The sequence below is a fragment of the Clostridium sp. BSD2780061688st1 H5 genome, from assembly GCF_005845155.1.
In the GTDB taxonomy this organism is placed as follows: domain Bacteria; phylum Bacillota; class Clostridia; order Lachnospirales; family Lachnospiraceae; genus Claveliimonas; species Claveliimonas intestinigallinarum.
Genome location: NZ_SPGT01000019.1, coordinates 33535 through 51458, shown reverse-complemented (window position 1 = coordinate 51458; position 17924 = coordinate 33535). Strand labels below are relative to the sequence as shown.

Here is a 17924-nt window from a genome sequence, read left to right as displayed (position 1 = left end):
TATTCTACATAGAATGGGGGTGATGCTGATGGACAAAAAACCGTTTGACTTTAAAGATCTGATGGCTTTTGGAATGTTCATTCTGGCATTGCTGACATTCGTATTTATGTTTGTCAAGTAGTGTTTTAGCCAGTAGAAAACCACCCTTAAAACTTTGACCGGTTGCAGGGTGGTAATCTAAAGCTCTGTTATAAGGTCAACCACTTTGGCGGTTGTTCCTTTTTACATGTTTACTATAACATATCTGATAAAAATCTGCAATGACGCAAGAAGATTTCAACCGTTTTTAGCAGGGGGGCTACCAGTGCCTTTTCTCCACCTCCATGTGTACAGTTTTCTGGGCGTGAAGCTATCGCAGGGCTGCAAAGGCGGAGGCGGCTGCCGCAATCACGTGGCTCATAAGGACTGCGGTCCAGATGCCCTCAAGCCCAAAGCCCAGGTGTGAGAGGAGCCAGGCCAGCGGCATACGCACGACCAGATAGTAGAGGACCATACACAGCAGACTCTGGGAGGGCCTGCCCATGCCGTTCAGGCTTCCGAGGAAGCAGTTGGTGAGGGTGTTTAAGAGGTAGCCGGCCCCCACGATCCTGAAATACACGGCCACGATTTCTGCAGCCTGCAGGCTGTCCACAAAGAGCAGGGCAAGAGGCCTTGCAAATACAGTCACCAGGGCGGACAGCACCAGAAGGAGGGCTGTGCCGGAGAGAAGGGATGTCTTCATGTAGTCCCGTGCCCGGTCGTATCTTTTTGCCCCGGTGCATTGGCCGACGATGCTTGTGAGTGCCATGTTGAAGGCCATGGCCGGGTAGAACAGGATGGTCTCCAGCTTCCCTGTGATCCCGTAGGCGGCCAGGGCGGAAATGCCGTAGCCGGTGACAAGGGAAGTGAGAAAGCTGGTGCTGATGGCCGGAATGCTCTGCTGGAAGGCAGAGGGAACGCCCTTTGCGATAAAGGGCAAAAGCAGGCTTTTGTCAAACTGCCGCAGCCGGAGATGGAAGAATTTCTTCCTCGCAAGATAGGCAAGCATGAAGACAAGGCAGAGCGCCTGGGACAGGACCGTGGCCACGGCCGCTCCCCGGAAGCCCATCAGATGGATGAAGACAGGGTCCAGGACCGCGTTGAGGACTGTGCAGATCAGGATGGCAACGACCTGGAAGACACTGTTGCCAAAGCTGCGGAGCACGGCGGTGAAGTAGCAGTACAGGAAGACGGCCAGATAGCCGGACAGGTAGATGGCCAGATACTGCCAGGCCATGGGCATGAGCTCATCCGGTGTGCCAAGAAGGCCCAGGATGGGACGAAGGAGAAGCTCCAGCAGCAGGGTGAGGCCCAGGGAGAAGACGATGGCGGCGAGAAGAGAGGTGGTGATCATCTTTTCCGCCGTCTCTTTTTTTCCTGCCCCCACAGCCTGGGACAGAAGGATGGATACGCCGTTTGAGGCGCCCATGGCGATGGAGCTGAGGATCAGGATGACAGGGGTCGCGTTTGTCAGGGCGGCGTAGGCGCGTTCTCCCAGCAGGTTGCCGATCCAGAGGCTATCCACAAGGTTGTAGGCCATATTGAGAAACATGGCTGCCATGAGAGGCAGCGCCATGGCGGCCAGGCATTTTTTGGTGTCTCCGCTGATGAAGTCAAGTTTTAGGTTCATTGTTCATTCCTCCTTAATGAGTGAATATCATTCACTTGTGTTTTATAAAAAAACTGCCTGAGGCAGTTCTTTTTGTGTTTAAGCCTGAAAATGCCGGATCAGCTCCAAGAGGAAGCTGTGGATCCGCTCCGTCCGCTCACTGGCGGGGATGTTCTGGTCCAGCAGGATTCCCAGCTGACCGTACACGCAGAAGGAGGCGGCGGTGTCAGGATCTTTTATCTGGAGTTCTCCCCCCTCGCCGGCCCGGGCCAGGAGCCGGGCTACCACTGGCTGGAGCTTTGCGCAGATTTTCAGGGCGAGCTGGTTGTGAAATTTTGCATTGCCCTCCTGGTGGCAGAGCTTCTGGGCGTAGCTGTCGTCCAGCTCTACCTCCGGGAAGGAGGGCATGCTCTCGATGAGCTGCGCAAGGGGCAGGTTCAGGTTGGTGGCAGCCAGGAGCCGGTCCACCTGGCGCTGGGCGTACTGGTCAAGGGCCGTGTCGAAGAGCTCCTCCTTGGAGGAGAAATACCGGTAGCAGAGTCCCTGGGCCACGTGCATTTCCCGGGCGATGTCCGCGATGGTTGTCTTTTCGTACCCCTTCTCATAGAACACCTTCATGGAAGTGTCGATGATCTCCTGCCTGCGCTCCTTGGGGTCTTTCGTGATCCGCGTCATGGTCATCCCTTCTTTCCTTATCTGTGGATTACCATACCACAGGGAAACAGATTTGTCAATGAATATTGTTCATTCACAAAGAGAGAAGCATGAATGCAGGGAGGGCGCTTTGTGAGGTAAGCCTTGATTTTAGGCGGGAGACATACTAAGATGAAAAAGAATAAAAGGAAGGAGCGCAGGATGGGACAGGAAATGAAAGGAAGAGAGTTTTACCAGGCAATCAAAGAGAGGCGGGCAGCAGGGACGCCTGAGCTGACGGCAGCCACCATCCTGGACGGGCCCCGGGCCGGCGGAAAATTCCTCCTTAGGGGGGAAAAGGAAGCGTGGGCGTTCGGGGAGAGCTACGCAGGGACAGGCGTGTTCATGGAGCGGCTGGGGGGCAGCCCTGGGCTTTTCGTCTTCGGCGCGGGCCATGTATCCATGCCCATCATAAAAATCGGGAAAATGCTCCGTTTTTCTGTGACCGTGCTGGAGGATCGGCCCAAATTCGCGGACCAGGCCAGGCGGGCAGGGGCGGACCGGGTGATCTGCGAGCCCTTCTCCCAGGGACTTGCCCAGGCCGAGCTGGGGCCGGATACCTATGCAGTGATCGTGACGAGAGGACACCGGTACGATGAGGACTGCCTTTACGGCATCCTGTCCCGGGAGCGGGAGCTGGGGACGGCCTGCGCCTATGTGGGGATGATGGGCAGCAGGCGGAGGACCGCCATGGTACGGGAGCGGATGAGAGAGCTGGGGATTTCAGAGGAGGAGATCCGGCGCCTTCACGCCCCCATCGGGCTTGCCATAGGGGCGGAGACGCCGGAGGAGATTGCCGTCTCCATTTTTGCCCAGATCATCCAGATAAAAAATGAAAAAGAGCAAACAGAAGGGTATCCCGAAGAACTGCTGGAGGCTATCCAGGAGAGCTACGACAGCGGCCACGACAGGAACGGGAGCGGACGGAGGGCTGTCCTTGCCACCATCATATCCAGGCAGGGCTCTGCGCCCCGCGGCGTGGGAACCAAGATGCTCATACGGGAGGATGGGACTGCCCTTGGCACCATCGGCGGAGGCTGCGCGGAGAGCAGGGTCATGCAGAAGGCCCTCCAGATGCTGAGGCTCCCGGAAAGCCCCCGGTTCCTTGTCACCGGAGTGGACATGACGGCTCAGGAGGCGGAGGAAGAGGGGATGGTCTGCGGAGGCCGTATCCAGGTCATGCTGGAGGTGACAGGAGATTGATCTTAAAGAAAGAAGAGAGCTCTTACAGAGCATTTCCCTCTATTATAGAAGCACTGGGACTGGAGGATCGAAGGGATGTGCGGCTCTGCGCGGCGGGGGCCGGAGGGAAGACCACCCTGCTGAAGCGGCTTGCGGCGGAGTACAAAGAGCGGGGCATCCCGGTGGCGGTGACTACCACCACCCGCATGTACGCGGAGGAGGAGCCCCGGTTCCTGCTGGAGCCCTCCCCGGTGAAAATGGGGGAGATTCTGGAGCGGGAGGGTGTGGTCTTTCTGGGTAGAAAAGACAGGGACGGCAAGATGAAAGCCCCGGAGAAGGAGTGGATGAAGGACATCCTGGCTCTGCCCTTCCCGGTTCTTGTGGAGGCCGATGGCTCCCGGAGGCTGCCCTTGAAGGCGCCGGGGGAGAGGGAGCCTGTCTTCCCGGAGGAGACGACCCATGTGGTGTATGTATACGGCATGGGCGCCCTGGGGCGCAGCCTGGGGGAGGTCTGCTTCCGCCCTGAGAGGGCGGCGGCCATCCTGGGACGGTCTGTAGAGGGCTTGGTGAGAGAGGAGGACATCGCCCTCCTGGCCGGCCATCCCCTGGGGGGAAGAAAGGGCGTCCGGGAGGCATGGCATTTTACTGTGGCGCTTACCCAGGCGGACCTGCCGGGCGGGCTGGAGGCGGCCCGGCGGATCAGCCGGATGACAGAGACGGAAGTACTGATTTTAGGACAAATGAAGGAGAATGGAGACAGGAGAGCATGAAGATACTGATCAGGGGCGCGGGAGATCTGGCAACCGGCATTGCCGCCAGGCTGTACCGCTGCGGACATGAGATCCTTATGACAGAGACAGAAGAGCCGATGACCGTGAGGCGGACAGTGGCCTTTTCCAGAGCCGTCTATGAGGGGCGGGCACAGGTGGAGGACATAGAGGCGGTTCTTGCGGGCAATATGGCAGAGGCCAGGCAGATACTGAGCGAGGGAAATATCTCGGTGCTGGTGGATGCGAGGGCCGCCGTACGGGAGGCCTTCCGGCCGGATGTACTCATCGACGCTATCATCGCCAAGAAGAATCTGGGCACGGCAATCACCGACGCGCCTCTTGTCATCGGCACTGGCCCCGGATTTACAGCGGGAGTTGACTGCCACTGCGTCATCGAGACAAAGCGGGGCCACACTCTTGGCAGACTTATCTGGGAGGGGACAGCCATTCCCAACACAGGGGTGCCCGGCAACGTGGGAGGCTACACCATAGAGCGGCTTCTGCGGGCCGCCGGGGACGGGCGGATCCGGCCCACAGTGTCCATCGGCAGCAGGGTGGAGAAGGGGCAGATCACCGCCTACACAGGGGGCGTGCCGGTCTATGCGGCCATGTCCGGCATTGTGCGGGGCATGCTCCAGGAGGGGGCTATGGTGAAAAAGGGCATGAAGATCGGGGACATTGACGCCCGGTGTGAGCTCTCCCACTGCTACACCATCTCCGACAAGGCGCTGGCCGTGGGGGGAGCCGCCCTGGAGGCAGTGGAGCTGTACGGGAGGATGAAGGGAAAATACGGCCTTGTCATTCTGGCAGCAGGCCGGGGCCTTCGCTTTGGCGGGGACAAGCTGTCCTGCCTTGTCCATGACAAGCCGGTCTACCAGTACATGCTGGACAAGGCGGCTGCCTTTTCCGGGGTGGAGAAACTGATTGTCACCGGAAATGAGAGGATTATGGAGGCGGCCCGGCAGATGGGGGTGACGCCGGTGGAGAACCGGGAGCCGGAGCAGGGGATTTCCTGGTCCCTGAAGCTGGGGCTTCGGGCTATGCTGGAGAAAAGGCCAGGGGTGGAGGGCGTCCTGTTCTGCGTCTGCGACCAGCCCGGCCTCCAGGCGGCCACTATCCAGAAGATCTGGAACCGGGCGGCCGTCAGGAGAGGAAGGATCATCTGCGCCGGCCATGAGGGAAGGCCGGGCAATCCGGTGCTGTGGCCGAGAGCATTTTTCCCGGAGCTTATGGCCCTGGAGGGGGACGTGGGGGGCCGGGCCGTGATGGCCCGGCACCCGGACAGGATCGACATTGTGGAGTCCAGGGAGACAGAGCTGCGGGACATAGACCGGAAGGAAGACATGGAGGAAGTGTGGGAGAGAAGATGGGGGATCTGAGGAGATGCCAGGCGCTGCCCGGGGAAGTAGTTCTTTTTCCGGGCAGCTTTTTTGTCAAAGCGAGTTGTTTTTAAAAATAACTTGATGTATACTGGGAGTGCTTAAAATGAAAGTGACAGGATGAAACATAAAGACAGGAAGGAATATGAAAATGAAAAGAGACAAGATCAGCTGCCTGCTGGCAGTATCCATGAGCGTGTGCCTGCTGGCAGCGGGATTGGCAGGATGTTCTTCTTCCGGGGGAGACAGCGCAGACCGGACAGAGCAGGAGAACGCGGCAAAGGACGGCGCGTCACAGGAGAGCGGGGAAGAGACAGAAATCCTTGTGGCGGCGGCAGCCAGTCTGGAGTACGCCTGCGAGGAGGAGCTGATCCCCATGTTTGAGGAGCAAAATCCGGGTGTGACTGTGAAGGGAACCTATGACAGCTCAGGTAAGCTGCAGACGCAGATCGAGGAGGGGCTGGAGGCGGACGTGTTCATGTCAGCGGCCACCCAGCAGATGGACGCCCTCACAGAGGAAGGCTTCATTGACGGGGACAGCGTGAAGGATCTTCTGGAGAACCAGATTGTGCTCATCACATCTGCGGACAATGAGCTGGGCCTGGCGGAATTTACGGATATCACAAAGGCGGACACCATCGCCATCGGCGACCCGGCCAGCGTTCCCGCAGGACAGTATGCCCGGGAGGCCCTCACCAATCTGGGGATCTGGGACGAGGTGCTGGTAAAATCCAGCCTCGGGACAAATGTGACAGAGGTGCTGAACTGGGTGGCAGAGGGAAGCGCCCAGGCGGGCATCGTCTATGCCACGGACGCGGCCACCACAGACAAGGTAAGGGTGATCGCCCAGGCGCCTGCGGGAAGTCTGGCGGAGCCGGCTATCTATCCGGCGGGACTTGTGGCGTCATCCGCACATCAGGAGGAGGCCCGGGCATTTCTTGATTTCCTGCAGAGCGACGAGGCCATGGCTGTGTTTGCGGAGTATGGATTTACCAGCCATGAGGACGGCCAGTAGCAGTGAAAGGAGGAGGAGAAGGTGGATCTTTCGCCTATTCTGATATCGGCAAAGACAGCGGCAGTTTCTATTGTCTTTACATTTTTTCTTGGAACAGGGGCGGCATTTTTTGTCTATCGGATGCGCCATGAGCGATGGAAAATACTGTGGGACGGTCTTTTGACCCTCCCCCTGGTCCTGCCTCCCACGGTGGCGGGATTTTTCCTCCTCTACATCTTCGGAGTCAAGAGGCCGGTGGGCGCCTTTTTCCTGGAATATTTCGGGGTGAAGATCGCGTTTTCCTGGGGGGCTACGGTGCTGGCGGCAGTGGCCATTTCCTTCCCTCTCATGTACCGGTCGGCCAGAGGCGCGTTTGAGCAGGTGGACCGAAATCTCATGGACGCGGGGAGGACGCTTGGCATGTCGGAGTGGCAGATTTTCCACAGAGTCCTCATGCCAGGGGCTGTCCAGGGGCTTCTGTCCGGGGGGATTCTGGCGTTTGCCAGGGGATTGGGAGAGTTTGGCGCCACGGCCATGATCGCCGGGAATATTGAGGGGCGGACGAGAACTCTTCCCCTGGCCGTCTACTCCGATGTGGCGGCGGGAAACATGGAGTCAGCGGGCCGATATGTGCTGATTCTGGTGCTCATCTCCTTTATAGTGGTCACCGGCATGGGCTATGCGACGTATGTATTTCAGAGATTTACCCGGAGGGAGAGCCGTTGAAGATGCTGAGAACTGATATTTCAAAAAAGCTGAAAAATTTTGACCTGGATCTTCGCTTTGAGGCGGAGGGCGGATGCCTGGGCATACTGGGGCCCTCCGGCTGCGGGAAGAGCATGACCCTCAAGGCTGTGGCCGGGCTTGTGCGGCCGGACCGGGGGCAGATCCGAAGGGACGATAGAGTCCTCTTTGACAGCGGCAGAGGAATCGACCTGCCGCCACAGAAAAGAAAGGTCGGGTACCTGTTCCAACATTATGCCCTGTTTCCCAATATGACGGTGGCGCAGAATATTGAGGCCGGGCTGCTGAGGAGCCGGCAGGACAGAAGCGCCCGCAGGGAGCGGGTGGAGAAGCTGATCCGAAGGTTCCGCCTGGAGGGGCTGGAAAATCAGTATCCCGCGCACATCTCGGGCGGGCAGCAGCAGCGGACCGCCCTGGCCAGGATCTTCGCGTCGGACGCAAAATGCATTCTCCTGGATGAGCCGTTTTCCGCCATGGACAGCTACCTACGGGAGGAGATGCAGATGGAGCTTGCCCGGATGATTCGGGAGTTTGAAGGCTGCATGGTTCTTGTGAGCCACGACCGGGATGAGATTTACCGCCTGTGCGGCCGGACCATGATCATGGAAAAGGGGAGAGATGTGATCTGCGATCAGACGCAGGTGCTTTTTGACCAGCCTCGGAAGCTGGCCGCGGCCAGGCTGACCGGGTGCAAGAATATTTCCCGCGTACAGAAGGCTGGGGATTTTCAGGTCTACGCCGATGACTGGAATGTCATGCTGCGCACCGGGACAAAGGTGTCCGACACAGTTACCCATGTGGGGATCCGGGCCCACGACATCCTGCCTGCGGCTAGGGGAGAGGACGTCCCCAACCGAATCCGGGTGCTCTCGGCAGAGAAGGTGTCCTCGCCTTTTGAGTGGACGCTCATCTTTCAGAACCGGGATCACCCCGGGGCGGGCATCTGGATGAAGAGCGACCGGAGCCAGCATCAGATTCCCGATGAGGTGACCGTAGACCCATCGAAGATCCTGCTTCTGGAAGAATAGTGGAATGGTGAAAAAGTAGAAAATGTGCTGACAGGGGGGAATTCATTTGAACAGAAAAGAGGCAGAACAGACAGGATATACCCATTCCGATGGAGACAGAAAAGAACAGAAAGACTGGAAGGAATTCCGCCTGCGGGTAAAGCTCCAGATTGGCACAGACGAGCCGGTTCTTGGCCCCGGAGTGGCTGAGCTTTTGGAGCTTGTCGGGGAGACCGGATCCATGAAGGAGGCCTGCGGCCGGATGGGCATGTCCTACAGCAAGGGATGGAAGATCGTGAACCGGGCCGAGAACGAGCTGGGGTACGCCCTCATCCTCCGGCACCACGGCGGCAGGAGCGGCGGCAGCTGCTCCCTCACCCCGGAGAGCATTTCCCTGGTGAGGCGCTACCGGGCTCTGGAGGAGAGAGTGAAGAAATACGCGGATACAGCGTTCCAGGAAATGTTCACTGAGCTGTGAAAAAATTAACAGGAGACGTAACACTTTTAAAAAGTATTACGTCTGAACTTACACTAGCTGGTGCGCTATTGTGTATGCTGTGTGACACATTATCTCATCTCGGAGTTGGGATAGAGCTGTCTCATTGTTGCGTCGTCAAAGTGGGTGTCGATGATATGCTCCCAGCCGGAGGGGGCGGCAGGCCCGCCGTCCCGGGCGCTGTAGCGCATGAGCGCCGCGGCGGAGACCAGGATGTTGGCGGCCATAAAGACCACCAGGATCCAGGTGGCGATGTAGCCGGCTACCTTCGGGATTTTCTCGATCCACCCTGCAAAGTGGGGGTACAGCCCCTTGATCCATACAACAGCAGCAATGCCCCAGAAGAAGCAGTACAGAAGATTGATGCGGCCTCCCAGGTTGAAGGGGATATTGCTGTAGTCCCAGAAAACCTGGCCGAACACCAGCTCTGACAGGACGCTGCATATGTACTCGTAGGCTCCGCCCAGGAAGGTGCCGACGAGGAAAATATGGCGGTCCGGCTTGTCCCGGTCCTTGTACAGAAGGGCAGTGGCAAGCACGATGGCAAAGCCCCAGACCACGCTGAAGGGACCCCACACAAGGCTGCTGCGGTATATCCATGTTCCGCCTACCAGGCGGCAGTAGAGCGTCTCCGTGATGTCTCCAAGAAGAGAGCCGATGAGAAAGAGCCAGAACAGCTTGTAAAATCCGCAGCCCTCGGCAAATTTTCCCTCCCGAAGTATATCCTCCGTCTTCTCCTGGATGACCGGGTAGGCCCTGGACATCCGGCGCTCCACAAAGCGCATGAGGGGAATACGCGACTGGCTGGCCTCAAAGGTTCGCAGGCGCAGGGCCGCGGCCATGGACACCACTGTGTCCAGAAGTACATATCCCATCAGGACCCACACAATGATGGAGGTGATGGGCCCCGGTATCCGGCTGTACAGGGAGAAGAGGAGGGGATTGCCGTATTTCAGACAGATGACGCCCAGCACGCCCCACAGAACCGTGTACTGGAAACAGATATAGCCGTCAAAATTCCATTTTTTATCCGAGTAGTCCCACCATTTATGCCGGTTCAGCCGTTCCAGCGTCTTGCCTGTGATCCACTCAACAGCGGTGGCCTGTATGGCGCAGCCGACGAAGAGCAGAACAAGATTGTCTATCAGCTCCGGCAGGGTGACGGACATGAGGACGGCGCCGGCCCCGTATACGAGACAGAAGGGGCCTGTCGAAAATCCCCGGTTCATGAATTTCCTGTTTTTGATTGTTCCCACGACTGTCTCTATAATCCATCCGATAAAGGAATAGATGAGGAACAGCCAGAAGATTTCTGTAAATGTGTACTCCATAATGCTTATCCTTTGCTCTTTGCCCGGTAGAATAATCAGGGCATCTATAAAGGAGAAGATGTCCCGATACTTTCACCATCATAATATGGGGCGGAACACAGGTCAAGCGAAGTGCGAAAACTTAAGAATTTCTTTACACAAATCCCGATCCTGCCTGGTGATCCTTGTCATGACGGCAGCAGTCATAGCTGCCGGACTGCTGGTATAAAGTCTATATGGAACGAAAAAGCAGCGTGCGGTCAGCACGCTGCTTCTTTCTATAATCCAGAGATTGTGATGGAAATACAAATTCGGGGGTTTTAAATATGTTTTGTATTTCGAATACAATATATCACAGGGAAAACCCTTTGAAAATATTTTTTCAAACCATATATTCGGAAAATAATTGTGATCTGAGCACAAAAATGGTATTCTTTACTGTATAAAGGAGATTTTTTCTATGGCAGTTGAATTACAGTATTTGTACAGGGAGATCCGGCCGGAATATGAAGTGAAGCTCCACACAGACTCCTGCTATGACAGAAAGATCAGCTGGATCCACATGGTGGAGGGAAGCGAGTTTGCCCAGTTTCTTTACGGGGACGAGCTGGTCTTCAACTCCGGCCTGAATTACAGGTCAGAGGAATGGCTGAAGGAATTTCTGGCAGCCATGGACCGGGCCGGGGCCGGCGGGGTGATCATCGCGCTGGGGGAGGGAAAGCAGTTTTCCCGGGAGGCTGTCGACTGGTGCAATAAAAGAAGGCTTCCCCTCTTTTCCGCATCCTGGAAGACGCCCTACATTGACATTATGCGGAAGTTCTCGGAGATCCTGCTGAAGAATGAGCAGAGGGAGACCAACCTGGTCACGGCCATGAAAAATGCTATTTTCTATCCGGACAACGAGGAGCTCTACATGAACCATATGGAGAGAAACGGCTTTCCAAGAGACCTCTCCTACACGGTCATCATTATGAGCTGTCACGCCTACGACACAGAGAGGGGCAACCGGCTTCTGGAGGATATCCAGAGAAAGCTCCACTTTTCCATGGAGAAGACCATCTTTTACGAGGAGGAGGGGCGTCTGATCATACTGGCAGCAGGCTACCGGGGAGACTGGTTGCGGGATCAGTTCCGCAGGCTGTCCGGGGAGGATCCAAACCTCTATATCGGAGCGGGCACCACGGTAGAACGGATACAGGATATTCACCGGTCCTATGAAAATGCCTACACGGCCTACCAGCTGACGAAGACTACCATCCCGAAAAATTTTCTGGCCTACGACGAGCTGGGGATCTACAAGATCCTCACCGACGTGAAGGAGACGGCCATTTACCCGGACTTTGTCCGGGAGGTGCTGGGAAGGCTGATGGAGTATGACAGGGCGCACGGGACGGAGTATATGAGGATCCTGAAGGCCTATTTTGAAAATGACTGCAGCACAGTGCGCGCGGCAGAGGCACTGTACTGCCACAAAAATACGCTGACCTACAAGCTGAATAAGATCAAAGATGTGCTTGGATATGATATACTGAGTAATGAGAACCGGGTGAGGATCATGGTGTCTTTCTATATCCTTCAGCTGGGGACCGCAAATTTTTAGCAGATCGACTGACATGGATGAGCAGAAAGGAGACAGAGTGATGACAAAGGAAACAGTATGCTTACGGATCGAGCACCACGCGGTGCTGTTTGCGCTTCTGGCAAGACAGGCGGTGGAGCTGTGCGGGGAAAAGGGAAAGGAGTCCATCCTGCGGGGCATGACCGTGTACGGAAAGGAGAGGGGCCGGCGGATGGCCTGCAATGCCCGCAAAAGAGGGGATGAGATCAACACGATGACCAATCAGGCCTACGGCGAGTGGAAGCCGGACTTTGACGGGCAGATGGAGTTCGGGCAGATCCACACCCAGCCCACCCTGCAGACCTATATTGCAAAATGCGCCTGGTGTGATGCCTGGGAAAAGCACGGCCTCACTGAGTACGGAAGGCTCTACTGTGTCAATGTGGACAACGCGGTGTACCAGGGCTATCAGGACAAATATGTCTGTACCCAGGTGACGGAGCCCATGAGCTGGGGCGGCCCGCGCTGTGAGTTCGACTGGGGATGCCCTCTGACGCCTGAGGAGAACGAGGCCCTGGCTGCGAAGAAAAAGGAGCTGGGAGCCTCCTGTATGAAGGATTTTACCTTCCACACGGCTCATCTCAGAGCCACCATCAGCCGAATCCTCATCGAGGATCTGGGAGATGACGGGCAGAGAGCTGTGGACAGGGCGCTGGCGGAATTTGCGGAGCTGTTCGGGCAGGAGTGTCTGGATGTGCTGGACACAGTTCCAGAGGAGGAGATTTACCCGAAGGAGGCATTTGTATGAGCAGCAGGGAGAAGGAAAATCTGATCGCAGACTGGCTGGAGGAACACAAGGAGGAGGTAGTCCGGACAGCGGACTACATTTTCCGGCATCCGGAGACAGCTTACAAAGAGGAGCTCTCCAGCGCATATCTGGCTTCCTTTCTGGAGGAAAATGGCTTCCGGGTGGAGAAGAAGACTGCCGGGATCGACACGGCATTTACCGCCGTGTGGGGAGAGGGGCGGCCTGTCATCGGCTTTCTGGCCGAGTACGACGCACTGCCGGAGCTGGGGCACGCCTGCGGCCACAATCTGCTGGGTACAGGAGCGGCGGCAGCGGCCTGCGCCCTGAAGGCGTACATGAAGAAGGTGGGGGTGGCCGGGACCTTGCGGGTCTACGGCTGTCCCGCGGAGGAGATTATGTCCGGAAAGATCGTCATGAATAAGGCGGGAGTCTTTGATGACCTGGACATTGCGGTGACCTGGCATCCCTTTGACAGAAACCGGGTCAGCAACGACATATGGCAGGCGCAGGATATAAAAAATTATACCTTCCACGGAGTCAGCGCCCACGCCTCCCGTTCCCCGGAGGAGGGGCGGAGCGCCCTGGACGCGGCGGAGCTTATGAATGTGGGCGTCAACTATCTGCGGGAGCATGTGCCCACGGACGTGCGCATGCATTACGCCTACAAAGACAACGGACAGCCCGCCAACGTGGTGCCGGATCTGGCGAAGACCAACTATTTTATCCGCTCCAGCCTGCGGGCGAGAACGGAGGACGCTTCCAGGAGAGTGGACGACTGCGCCAGGGGAGCAGCCCTCATGACGGGCACCACGGTGGAGATCGAGCTGGTGGCAAGCTGCCGGGAGATGAAGATCGACCGTGAGCTGACAGAGCTCTACTACGAGGCCATGACAAAGATCCCCACCCCGCAGTATACGGAGGAGGAGCTGGACTTTGCCGCCAGGATCACAGAGGAGGCGGGTCTGGACAATGGGGGCGAGTATTTCCGGGGACTGGAGCCTCTGGAGGATGAGCCGGTGCCCATCTCCATCGGGACGGACGCGGCGGAGGTGAGCCACACGGTGCCCCTCATTACCCTCAGCGCGGCCACCATGTGCAGGGGGACGCCCCTCCATCACTGGGCGGCGGCCCGACAGGCGGGCATGAGCATTGGCCAGAAGGGCATGCTGTACGCGGCCCGCTGCATGGCGGAGGGGACGAAGCTGTGGATGGAGCGCCACAGACCTGACCCGGCGGACAAAGGGATTGACAAAAAAGCAGATTGAGAAACAAGGGAAAAAGGAGGAAGAAAAATGATCACAAAGAAGATTGGCTGGATCGGATGCGGTAATATGGGAGGAGCCATCCTCCACGGAGCGCTGGAGAGCGGCGTTATCTCAAAGGACGATGCCATTGTCTACGACATCAAAGAGGAGATGATGGATAAGGCGAAGGGCTGGGGAGCGGCTCTTGGAGAGAGCGATGCGGATGTGTGCGGAAAATGCGACATTGTGCTGCTGGCCGTGAAGCCTCAGCAGGCGAAGGAGGCGCTGGCTCAGTGCGGGGAGGCCCTGGACGGGAAAGCTCTTATCTCCATCGTGGCAGGCGTCACAGTGGAGAGGCTTCGGGGAATGATCAGTGGAAACGCCCGGATCCTGCGCGTCATGCCAAACACGCCGGCCATGGTATTTGAGGGGGCCTTTGCCCTCTGCGCGGACAATGACCTTGCCAGCGAAGAGATGGCTGCGGCGGAGGAGCTCTTCCGGTCCATCGGCGTGGTGGAGAAGGTGCCGGAAACTCTCATCGACGCGGTCTGCGGCCTGAGCGGCGGCGGCCCGGCCTATGTGGCCATGTTCATCGAGGCCATGGCGGACGGCGGCGTGAAGCAGGGACTGCCCCGCGCCACAGCCTACCGGCTGGCGGCCCAGACCTGCCTTGGAACGGCAAAGATGATTCTGGACATGGACATCCATCCGGGCCAGCTCAAGGATATGGTCACCTCCCCGGGAGGCACCACCATCGAGGGCTGCGAGGCGCTGGAAAAGGGCGGCATGAGAGGTACGGTCATAGAGTGCATCAACGTGGCCACGGAGAAGTCCAAACAGCTGTAGAGGGCAGAGCGGCACAGGACCGGCGACGCGTCCAGAGTGTCCACCATTACAAACGCGGTGTACTGGGGATATCACGCAGCGCTGGATATCTAAAATAAAAAGAAAGGAGGCGGACCTATGGGGAAAAATAAGTGGACCAGGTTTCCCAAGGTGGAGCTCCACTGTCACCTGGATGGCTCTCTGAGCCGGGAGTTCGTGGAAGAGAGGCTGGGAAGGCAGGTGTCTCTCCGGGAGCTGCAGGTGGACAGGGACTGCCGAAGCCTGGCGCAGTACCTGGAAAAATTCGACCTGCCGCTTGCCTGCCTTCAGGATGAGGAGGGACTGCGGGGAGCAGGGTATGATTTTATAAAAACCGTGTCAGAGGAGAATGTCAGATACGCGGAGGTGCGGTTTGCCCCCTCCCTCTCGGCCCACGGCTCTTTCACCTGCCGGGAGGTGATCCGGTCTCTTCTGGAGGGGCTGGAGAGCGGCAGGAAGGACTTTGGGACAGAGTACAACGTCATCGTGTGCGCCATGCGGGGACACACCTTTGAGCAAAATCTGTCCATGATGCGGGCGGCCCGGGAATTTCTGGGACAGGGCGTGTGCGCGGCGGACTTAGCCGGCAATGAGGCGGCCTACCCCATGGCGGATTTCCTGGAGCTTTTTGCCCGGGCAAGAGAGCTGGGCCTGCCCTTTACCATCCATGCGGGGGAGTGCGGCAGCGCCGCCAATATACGGGATGCCCTGGAAGCCGGGGCCCTGCGGATCGGCCATGGAATTGCCATGGGGGGGACAGACGGAGCTTGAGAGACTTTGCAGGCAGAAGAACATAGGCATTGAGATGTGTCCTGTCAGCAACCTGCAGACAAAGGCAGTGGAGAGCCCCGGCGAGTATCCTCTGCGGGAATTTCTGGATCAGAGGCTGAAGGTCACCATTAACACGGACAACCGCACGGTCAGCGGCAGCACCCTGTCCGGGGAGCTGGAGTTTGTCCAGGAGTCCTGGGGGATCCGGGATCAGGAAATCTGGCAGCTGATGGAGAACGCCGCTGAAGTATCCTTTGCGCCGGACCGTGTAAAGGAGAAGCTGATCCGGCAGATACGCGCCGCGAAAGGAGGAGACTATGAAACGCTATAAGAGAATTTTTGTCATTGTCCTGGACTCTCTGGGAATAGGAGCTATGCCGGACTCGCCGGAGTACGGGGACGTGGGCGTGGACACCTTCGGGCATATCCTTCAGTCTGCGGGTCCCCTTTCCATTCCCCATCTGCGAAGGCTTGGCATGCTGAACCTGCACCCCTGCCCGCAGATGGACTCTGACCCGGCTCCCGCGGGGCGTTTCATGCGGATGGCGGAGGCCAGCAGGAGCAAGGACACCATGACCGGCCACTGGGAGATGATGGGGCTGAGAGTGGAGAAGCCCTTTAAAACCTTTACGGAGCACGGCTTTCCACCGGAGCTGATCGGGGAGCTGGAAAGGCGCTGCGGCAAAAAGGTGATCGGAAACAGGAGCGAGAGCGGGACGAAGATCCTGGACGAGCTGGGGGAGGAGGAGATCCGGGACGGATCCATGATCGTCTACACCTCCGCTGACTCGGTGCTTCAGATCGCCGGCAATGAGGAGACCTTTGACCTGGCCAATCTGTACCGCTGCTGTGAGATCGCCAGAGAGCTCACCATGCGGGATGAGTGGAAGGTGGGGCGGGTCATCGCCAGGCCCTACGTGGGGGAGAAGAGAGGGCAGTTTGTCCGCACCAGCAACCGCCGGGACTATGCCTTAAAGCCCTTTGGCAGGACCGCCATGAACGTGCTTAAAGACGCGGGTCTGGATGTGATCGCCGTGGGAAAGATCCACGACATCTTCTCCGGCGAGGGTATCACCCGCTCCCTCCACTCGGACAGCTCCGTCCACGGCATGGAGCAGACCTGTGACATATGCCGGGAGGATTTCACAGGGCTGTGCTTTACCAATCTGGTGGATTTTGACGCCCTGTGGGGACACAGGAGAGACCCTGGCGGGTATGCCCGGGAGATCGAGAAATTTGATGTGGGGCTGGGACGGCTGATGGAGCTTATGAGGGAGGAGGATCTGGTGATCTTGACGGCGGACCACGGCAATGATCCCACCTACACGGGGACAGACCACACCCGGGAGTATGTGCCCTTTATCGCCTGGTCCCCCTCCCTGGAGAAGGGAGGGCCGCTGCCTGAGGCGGATACCTTTGCCGTTATAGGAGCCACTGTGGCGGACAATTTCGGCCTGGAGATGCCGGAGGGGACCATCGGAACCTCCCGCCTGGCAGAGCTGCTTTAGAGATAGAGGATGACCGGGGAAGAAGAGCTGGAAAAAATGACAGAGAAAGGGGAAGACTATGTACAGACGACTGAAACGCTATGTGGATACTATCAGGGAGACAACGGATTTTGTGCCCAGGGCGGCCATTGTGCTTGGATCCGGCCTTGGAGGATACGGGGAGAGAATTCAGGTGGAGGAGGAGATCCCCTACAGCCGGCTGGAGGGCTTTCCCGTCTCCACTGTGGCAGGACACCAGGGACGTTTCCTCTTTGGAAGAGTGAAGGGCGTGCCTGTCGTGCTGATGCAGGGAAGAGTCCACTACTATGAGGGATACGACATGCAGGAGGTGGTCCTGCCCATCCGGCTTATGGGTATGCTGGGGGCCCGCACCCTCCTTCTTACCAACGCGGCGGGCGGGATCAATCTGGACTTTGAGCCGGGGGATCTGATGATGATTACAGACCAGATCTCCTCCTTTGTTCCTAGCCCCCTAAGAGGGACGAACATAGAAGAGCTGGGAACACGCTTCCCGGATATGAGCCAGGTCTATGACCGGGGGCTGATGGAGAAGCTGCGGGAGGCTGCCCGGCGGGAGAGGGTCTCTTTGCGGGAGGGAGTCTACGCCCAGCTGTCCGGGCCAAACTATGAGACGCCGGCAGAGATCCGGATGCTGCGCGCTCTGGGGGCGGACGCCGTAGGCATGAGCACGGCCTGCGAGGCCACCGCAGCCCGCCACATGGGCATGGAGATCTGCGGCGTATCCTGCATCACCAACATGGCAGCAGGCATACTGGACAGGCCCCTGGACCACCAGGAGGTGCAGGAGACGGCGGACAGGGTGAAGGATCAGTTTGAGCGGCTGGTGACATCGTTTATCGGCAGTCTGGCCTGAAAGGATCTCCATTGAGACGGCTTCTTTGAGCCATGTGGAAGTAAGCTCTTTGGAACAAGGATTGACAAACTCTGCTCTGAGGCATATGATTTACT

At 57.9% G+C, this 17924-nt stretch carries 18 protein-coding genes; 15 read left to right on the top strand and 3 right to left on the bottom strand.

Annotated elements, in window-relative coordinates; genetic code table 11:
- Positions 1–349 precede the first annotated feature (349 nt).
- Positions 350–1648: an MATE family efflux transporter gene (locus FGQ86_RS12010; RefSeq protein WP_033126707.1), complete on the bottom strand. Its 1299-nt coding sequence runs from the start codon at positions 1646–1648 to the stop codon at positions 350–352.
- 78 nt (positions 1649–1726) lie between these two features.
- On the bottom strand, positions 1727–2302 hold the full coding sequence (locus tag FGQ86_RS12005; RefSeq protein WP_033126715.1) for a TetR/AcrR family transcriptional regulator: 576 nt from the start codon (positions 2300–2302) through the stop codon (positions 1727–1729).
- Between the two features lie 150 nt (positions 2303–2452).
- On the opposite strand from FGQ86_RS12005, the gene FGQ86_RS12000 reads away from it, so the two are divergent.
- The 7 genes from FGQ86_RS12000 to FGQ86_RS16495 all read left to right on the top strand — a co-directional run bounded on the left by FGQ86_RS12000 (position 2453) and on the right by FGQ86_RS16495 (position 8874).
- Positions 2453–3523 (top strand): XdhC/CoxI family protein, encoded by a 1071-nt coding sequence (locus tag FGQ86_RS12000; RefSeq protein WP_242842870.1) that lies wholly within the window; start codon positions 2453–2455, stop codon positions 3521–3523.
- Positions 3520–4272 (top strand): selenium cofactor biosynthesis protein YqeC, encoded by a 753-nt coding sequence (gene yqeC / locus FGQ86_RS11995; RefSeq protein ID WP_052084114.1) that lies wholly within the window; start codon positions 3520–3522, stop codon positions 4270–4272. Before FGQ86_RS12000 ends, yqeC begins: the two co-directional genes overlap by 4 nt.
- Positions 4269–5651, top strand: a complete 1383-nt coding sequence (gene yqeB / locus FGQ86_RS11990; protein ID WP_033126706.1) for a selenium-dependent molybdenum cofactor biosynthesis protein YqeB — start codon at positions 4269–4271, stop codon at positions 5649–5651. Before yqeC ends, yqeB begins: the two co-directional genes overlap by 4 nt.
- A 145-nt stretch (positions 5652–5796) precedes the next feature.
- Positions 5797–6666 (top strand): molybdate ABC transporter substrate-binding protein, encoded by an 870-nt coding sequence (gene modA, locus FGQ86_RS11985; protein ID WP_347562513.1) that lies wholly within the window; start codon positions 5797–5799, stop codon positions 6664–6666.
- Between the two features lie 21 nt (positions 6667–6687).
- On the top strand, positions 6688–7371 hold the full coding sequence (gene modB / locus FGQ86_RS11980) for a molybdate ABC transporter permease subunit (RefSeq protein ID WP_138304213.1): 684 nt from the start codon (positions 6688–6690) through the stop codon (positions 7369–7371).
- Between the two features lie 2 nt (positions 7372–7373).
- Entirely contained in the window at positions 7374–8417 is a 1044-nt protein-coding gene (locus FGQ86_RS11975) for an ATP-binding cassette domain-containing protein (RefSeq protein ID WP_138304221.1), read from the top strand.
- Positions 8418–8463: 46 nt separating this feature from the next.
- On the top strand, positions 8464–8874 hold the full coding sequence (locus tag FGQ86_RS16495) for a LysR family transcriptional regulator (protein WP_242842869.1): 411 nt from the start codon (positions 8464–8466) through the stop codon (positions 8872–8874).
- Positions 8875–8963: 89 nt separating this feature from the next.
- Here the strand turns inward: FGQ86_RS16495 and FGQ86_RS11965 are convergent, their stop codons facing one another.
- Entirely contained in the window at positions 8964–10223 is a 1260-nt protein-coding gene (locus tag FGQ86_RS11965) for a putative ABC transporter permease (RefSeq protein WP_033126702.1), read from the bottom strand.
- Positions 10224–10662: 439 nt separating this feature from the next.
- Here FGQ86_RS11965 and FGQ86_RS11960 point away from each other — a divergent pair, with 439 nt between their 5' ends.
- The 8 genes from FGQ86_RS11960 (at position 10663) to FGQ86_RS11930 (ending at position 17829) form a co-directional block, all read left to right on the top strand.
- The gene (locus tag FGQ86_RS11960) at positions 10663–11802 is read left to right on the top strand and encodes a PucR family transcriptional regulator ligand-binding domain-containing protein (protein ID WP_033126701.1); all 1140 of its coding nucleotides are present in this window, start codon (positions 10663–10665) and stop codon (positions 11800–11802) included.
- A 40-nt stretch (positions 11803–11842) separates the two neighbouring features.
- Positions 11843–12568: an L-2-amino-thiazoline-4-carboxylic acid hydrolase gene (locus FGQ86_RS11955; protein ID WP_033126711.1), complete on the top strand. Its 726-nt coding sequence runs from the start codon at positions 11843–11845 to the stop codon at positions 12566–12568.
- On the top strand, positions 12565–13833 hold the full coding sequence (locus tag FGQ86_RS11950; protein ID WP_138304210.1) for an amidohydrolase: 1269 nt from the start codon (positions 12565–12567) through the stop codon (positions 13831–13833). Before FGQ86_RS11955 ends, FGQ86_RS11950 begins: the two co-directional genes overlap by 4 nt.
- Before the next feature lie 27 nt (positions 13834–13860).
- Positions 13861–14658 carry a pyrroline-5-carboxylate reductase gene (gene proC, locus FGQ86_RS11945; protein ID WP_033126700.1) on the top strand — a complete coding sequence of 266 codons (798 nt, stop codon included), beginning with the start codon at positions 13861–13863 and terminating at the stop codon, positions 14656–14658.
- 117 nt (positions 14659–14775) lie between these two features.
- A complete protein-coding gene (locus FGQ86_RS11940; protein ID WP_347562512.1) occupies positions 14776–15447 on the top strand; it encodes a hypothetical protein in 672 nt (223 codons plus the stop codon).
- Positions 15413–15778 carry a hypothetical protein gene (locus tag FGQ86_RS16715; RefSeq protein ID WP_347562511.1) on the top strand — a complete coding sequence of 122 codons (366 nt, stop codon included), beginning with the start codon at positions 15413–15415 and terminating at the stop codon, positions 15776–15778. The genes FGQ86_RS11940 and FGQ86_RS16715 overlap by 35 nt, the downstream gene beginning before the upstream one ends.
- Positions 15765–16955, top strand: a complete 1191-nt coding sequence (locus FGQ86_RS11935; RefSeq protein ID WP_138304208.1) for a phosphopentomutase — start codon at positions 15765–15767, stop codon at positions 16953–16955. Before FGQ86_RS16715 ends, FGQ86_RS11935 begins: the two co-directional genes overlap by 14 nt.
- Before the next feature lie 58 nt (positions 16956–17013).
- Positions 17014–17829: a purine-nucleoside phosphorylase gene (locus FGQ86_RS11930; protein ID WP_138304205.1), complete on the top strand. Its 816-nt coding sequence runs from the start codon at positions 17014–17016 to the stop codon at positions 17827–17829.
- Positions 17830–17924 lie beyond the last annotated feature (95 nt).

Excerpts from the sequence above, each read along its gene's own strand:
- FGQ86_RS11960 (WP_033126701.1), top strand. The coding sequence starts at position 10,663 with ATGGCAGTTGAATTACAGTATTTGTACAGGGAGATCCGGCCGGAATAT.
- FGQ86_RS12000 (WP_242842870.1), top strand. The coding sequence starts at position 2,453 with ATGAAAAAGAATAAAAGGAAGGAGCGCAGGATGGGACAGGAAATGAAA.
- FGQ86_RS11940 (WP_347562512.1), top strand. The coding sequence starts at position 14,776 with ATGGGGAAAAATAAGTGGACCAGGTTTCCCAAGGTGGAGCTCCACTGT.
- FGQ86_RS12005 (WP_033126715.1), bottom strand. The coding sequence starts at position 2,302 with ATGACGCGGATCACGAAAGACCCCAAGGAGCGCAGGCAGGAGATCATC.
- FGQ86_RS12010 (WP_033126707.1), bottom strand. The coding sequence starts at position 1,648 with ATGAACCTAAAACTTGACTTCATCAGCGGAGACACCAAAAAATGCCTG.
- FGQ86_RS11975 (WP_138304221.1), top strand. The coding sequence starts at position 7,374 with ATGCTGAGAACTGATATTTCAAAAAAGCTGAAAAATTTTGACCTGGAT.
- FGQ86_RS11935 (WP_138304208.1), top strand. The coding sequence starts at position 15,765 with ATGAAACGCTATAAGAGAATTTTTGTCATTGTCCTGGACTCTCTGGGA.
- FGQ86_RS16715 (WP_347562511.1), top strand. The coding sequence starts at position 15,413 with ATGGAATTGCCATGGGGGGGACAGACGGAGCTTGAGAGACTTTGCAGG.
- FGQ86_RS11950 (WP_138304210.1), top strand. The coding sequence starts at position 12,565 with ATGAGCAGCAGGGAGAAGGAAAATCTGATCGCAGACTGGCTGGAGGAA.
- FGQ86_RS11930 (WP_138304205.1), top strand. The coding sequence starts at position 17,014 with ATGTACAGACGACTGAAACGCTATGTGGATACTATCAGGGAGACAACG.
- modA (WP_347562513.1), top strand. The coding sequence starts at position 5,797 with ATGAAAATGAAAAGAGACAAGATCAGCTGCCTGCTGGCAGTATCCATG.
- FGQ86_RS11955 (WP_033126711.1), top strand. The coding sequence starts at position 11,843 with ATGACAAAGGAAACAGTATGCTTACGGATCGAGCACCACGCGGTGCTG.
- proC (WP_033126700.1), top strand. The coding sequence starts at position 13,861 with ATGATCACAAAGAAGATTGGCTGGATCGGATGCGGTAATATGGGAGGA.
- FGQ86_RS11965 (WP_033126702.1), bottom strand. The coding sequence starts at position 10,223 with ATGGAGTACACATTTACAGAAATCTTCTGGCTGTTCCTCATCTATTCC.
- yqeB (WP_033126706.1), top strand. The coding sequence starts at position 4,269 with ATGAAGATACTGATCAGGGGCGCGGGAGATCTGGCAACCGGCATTGCC.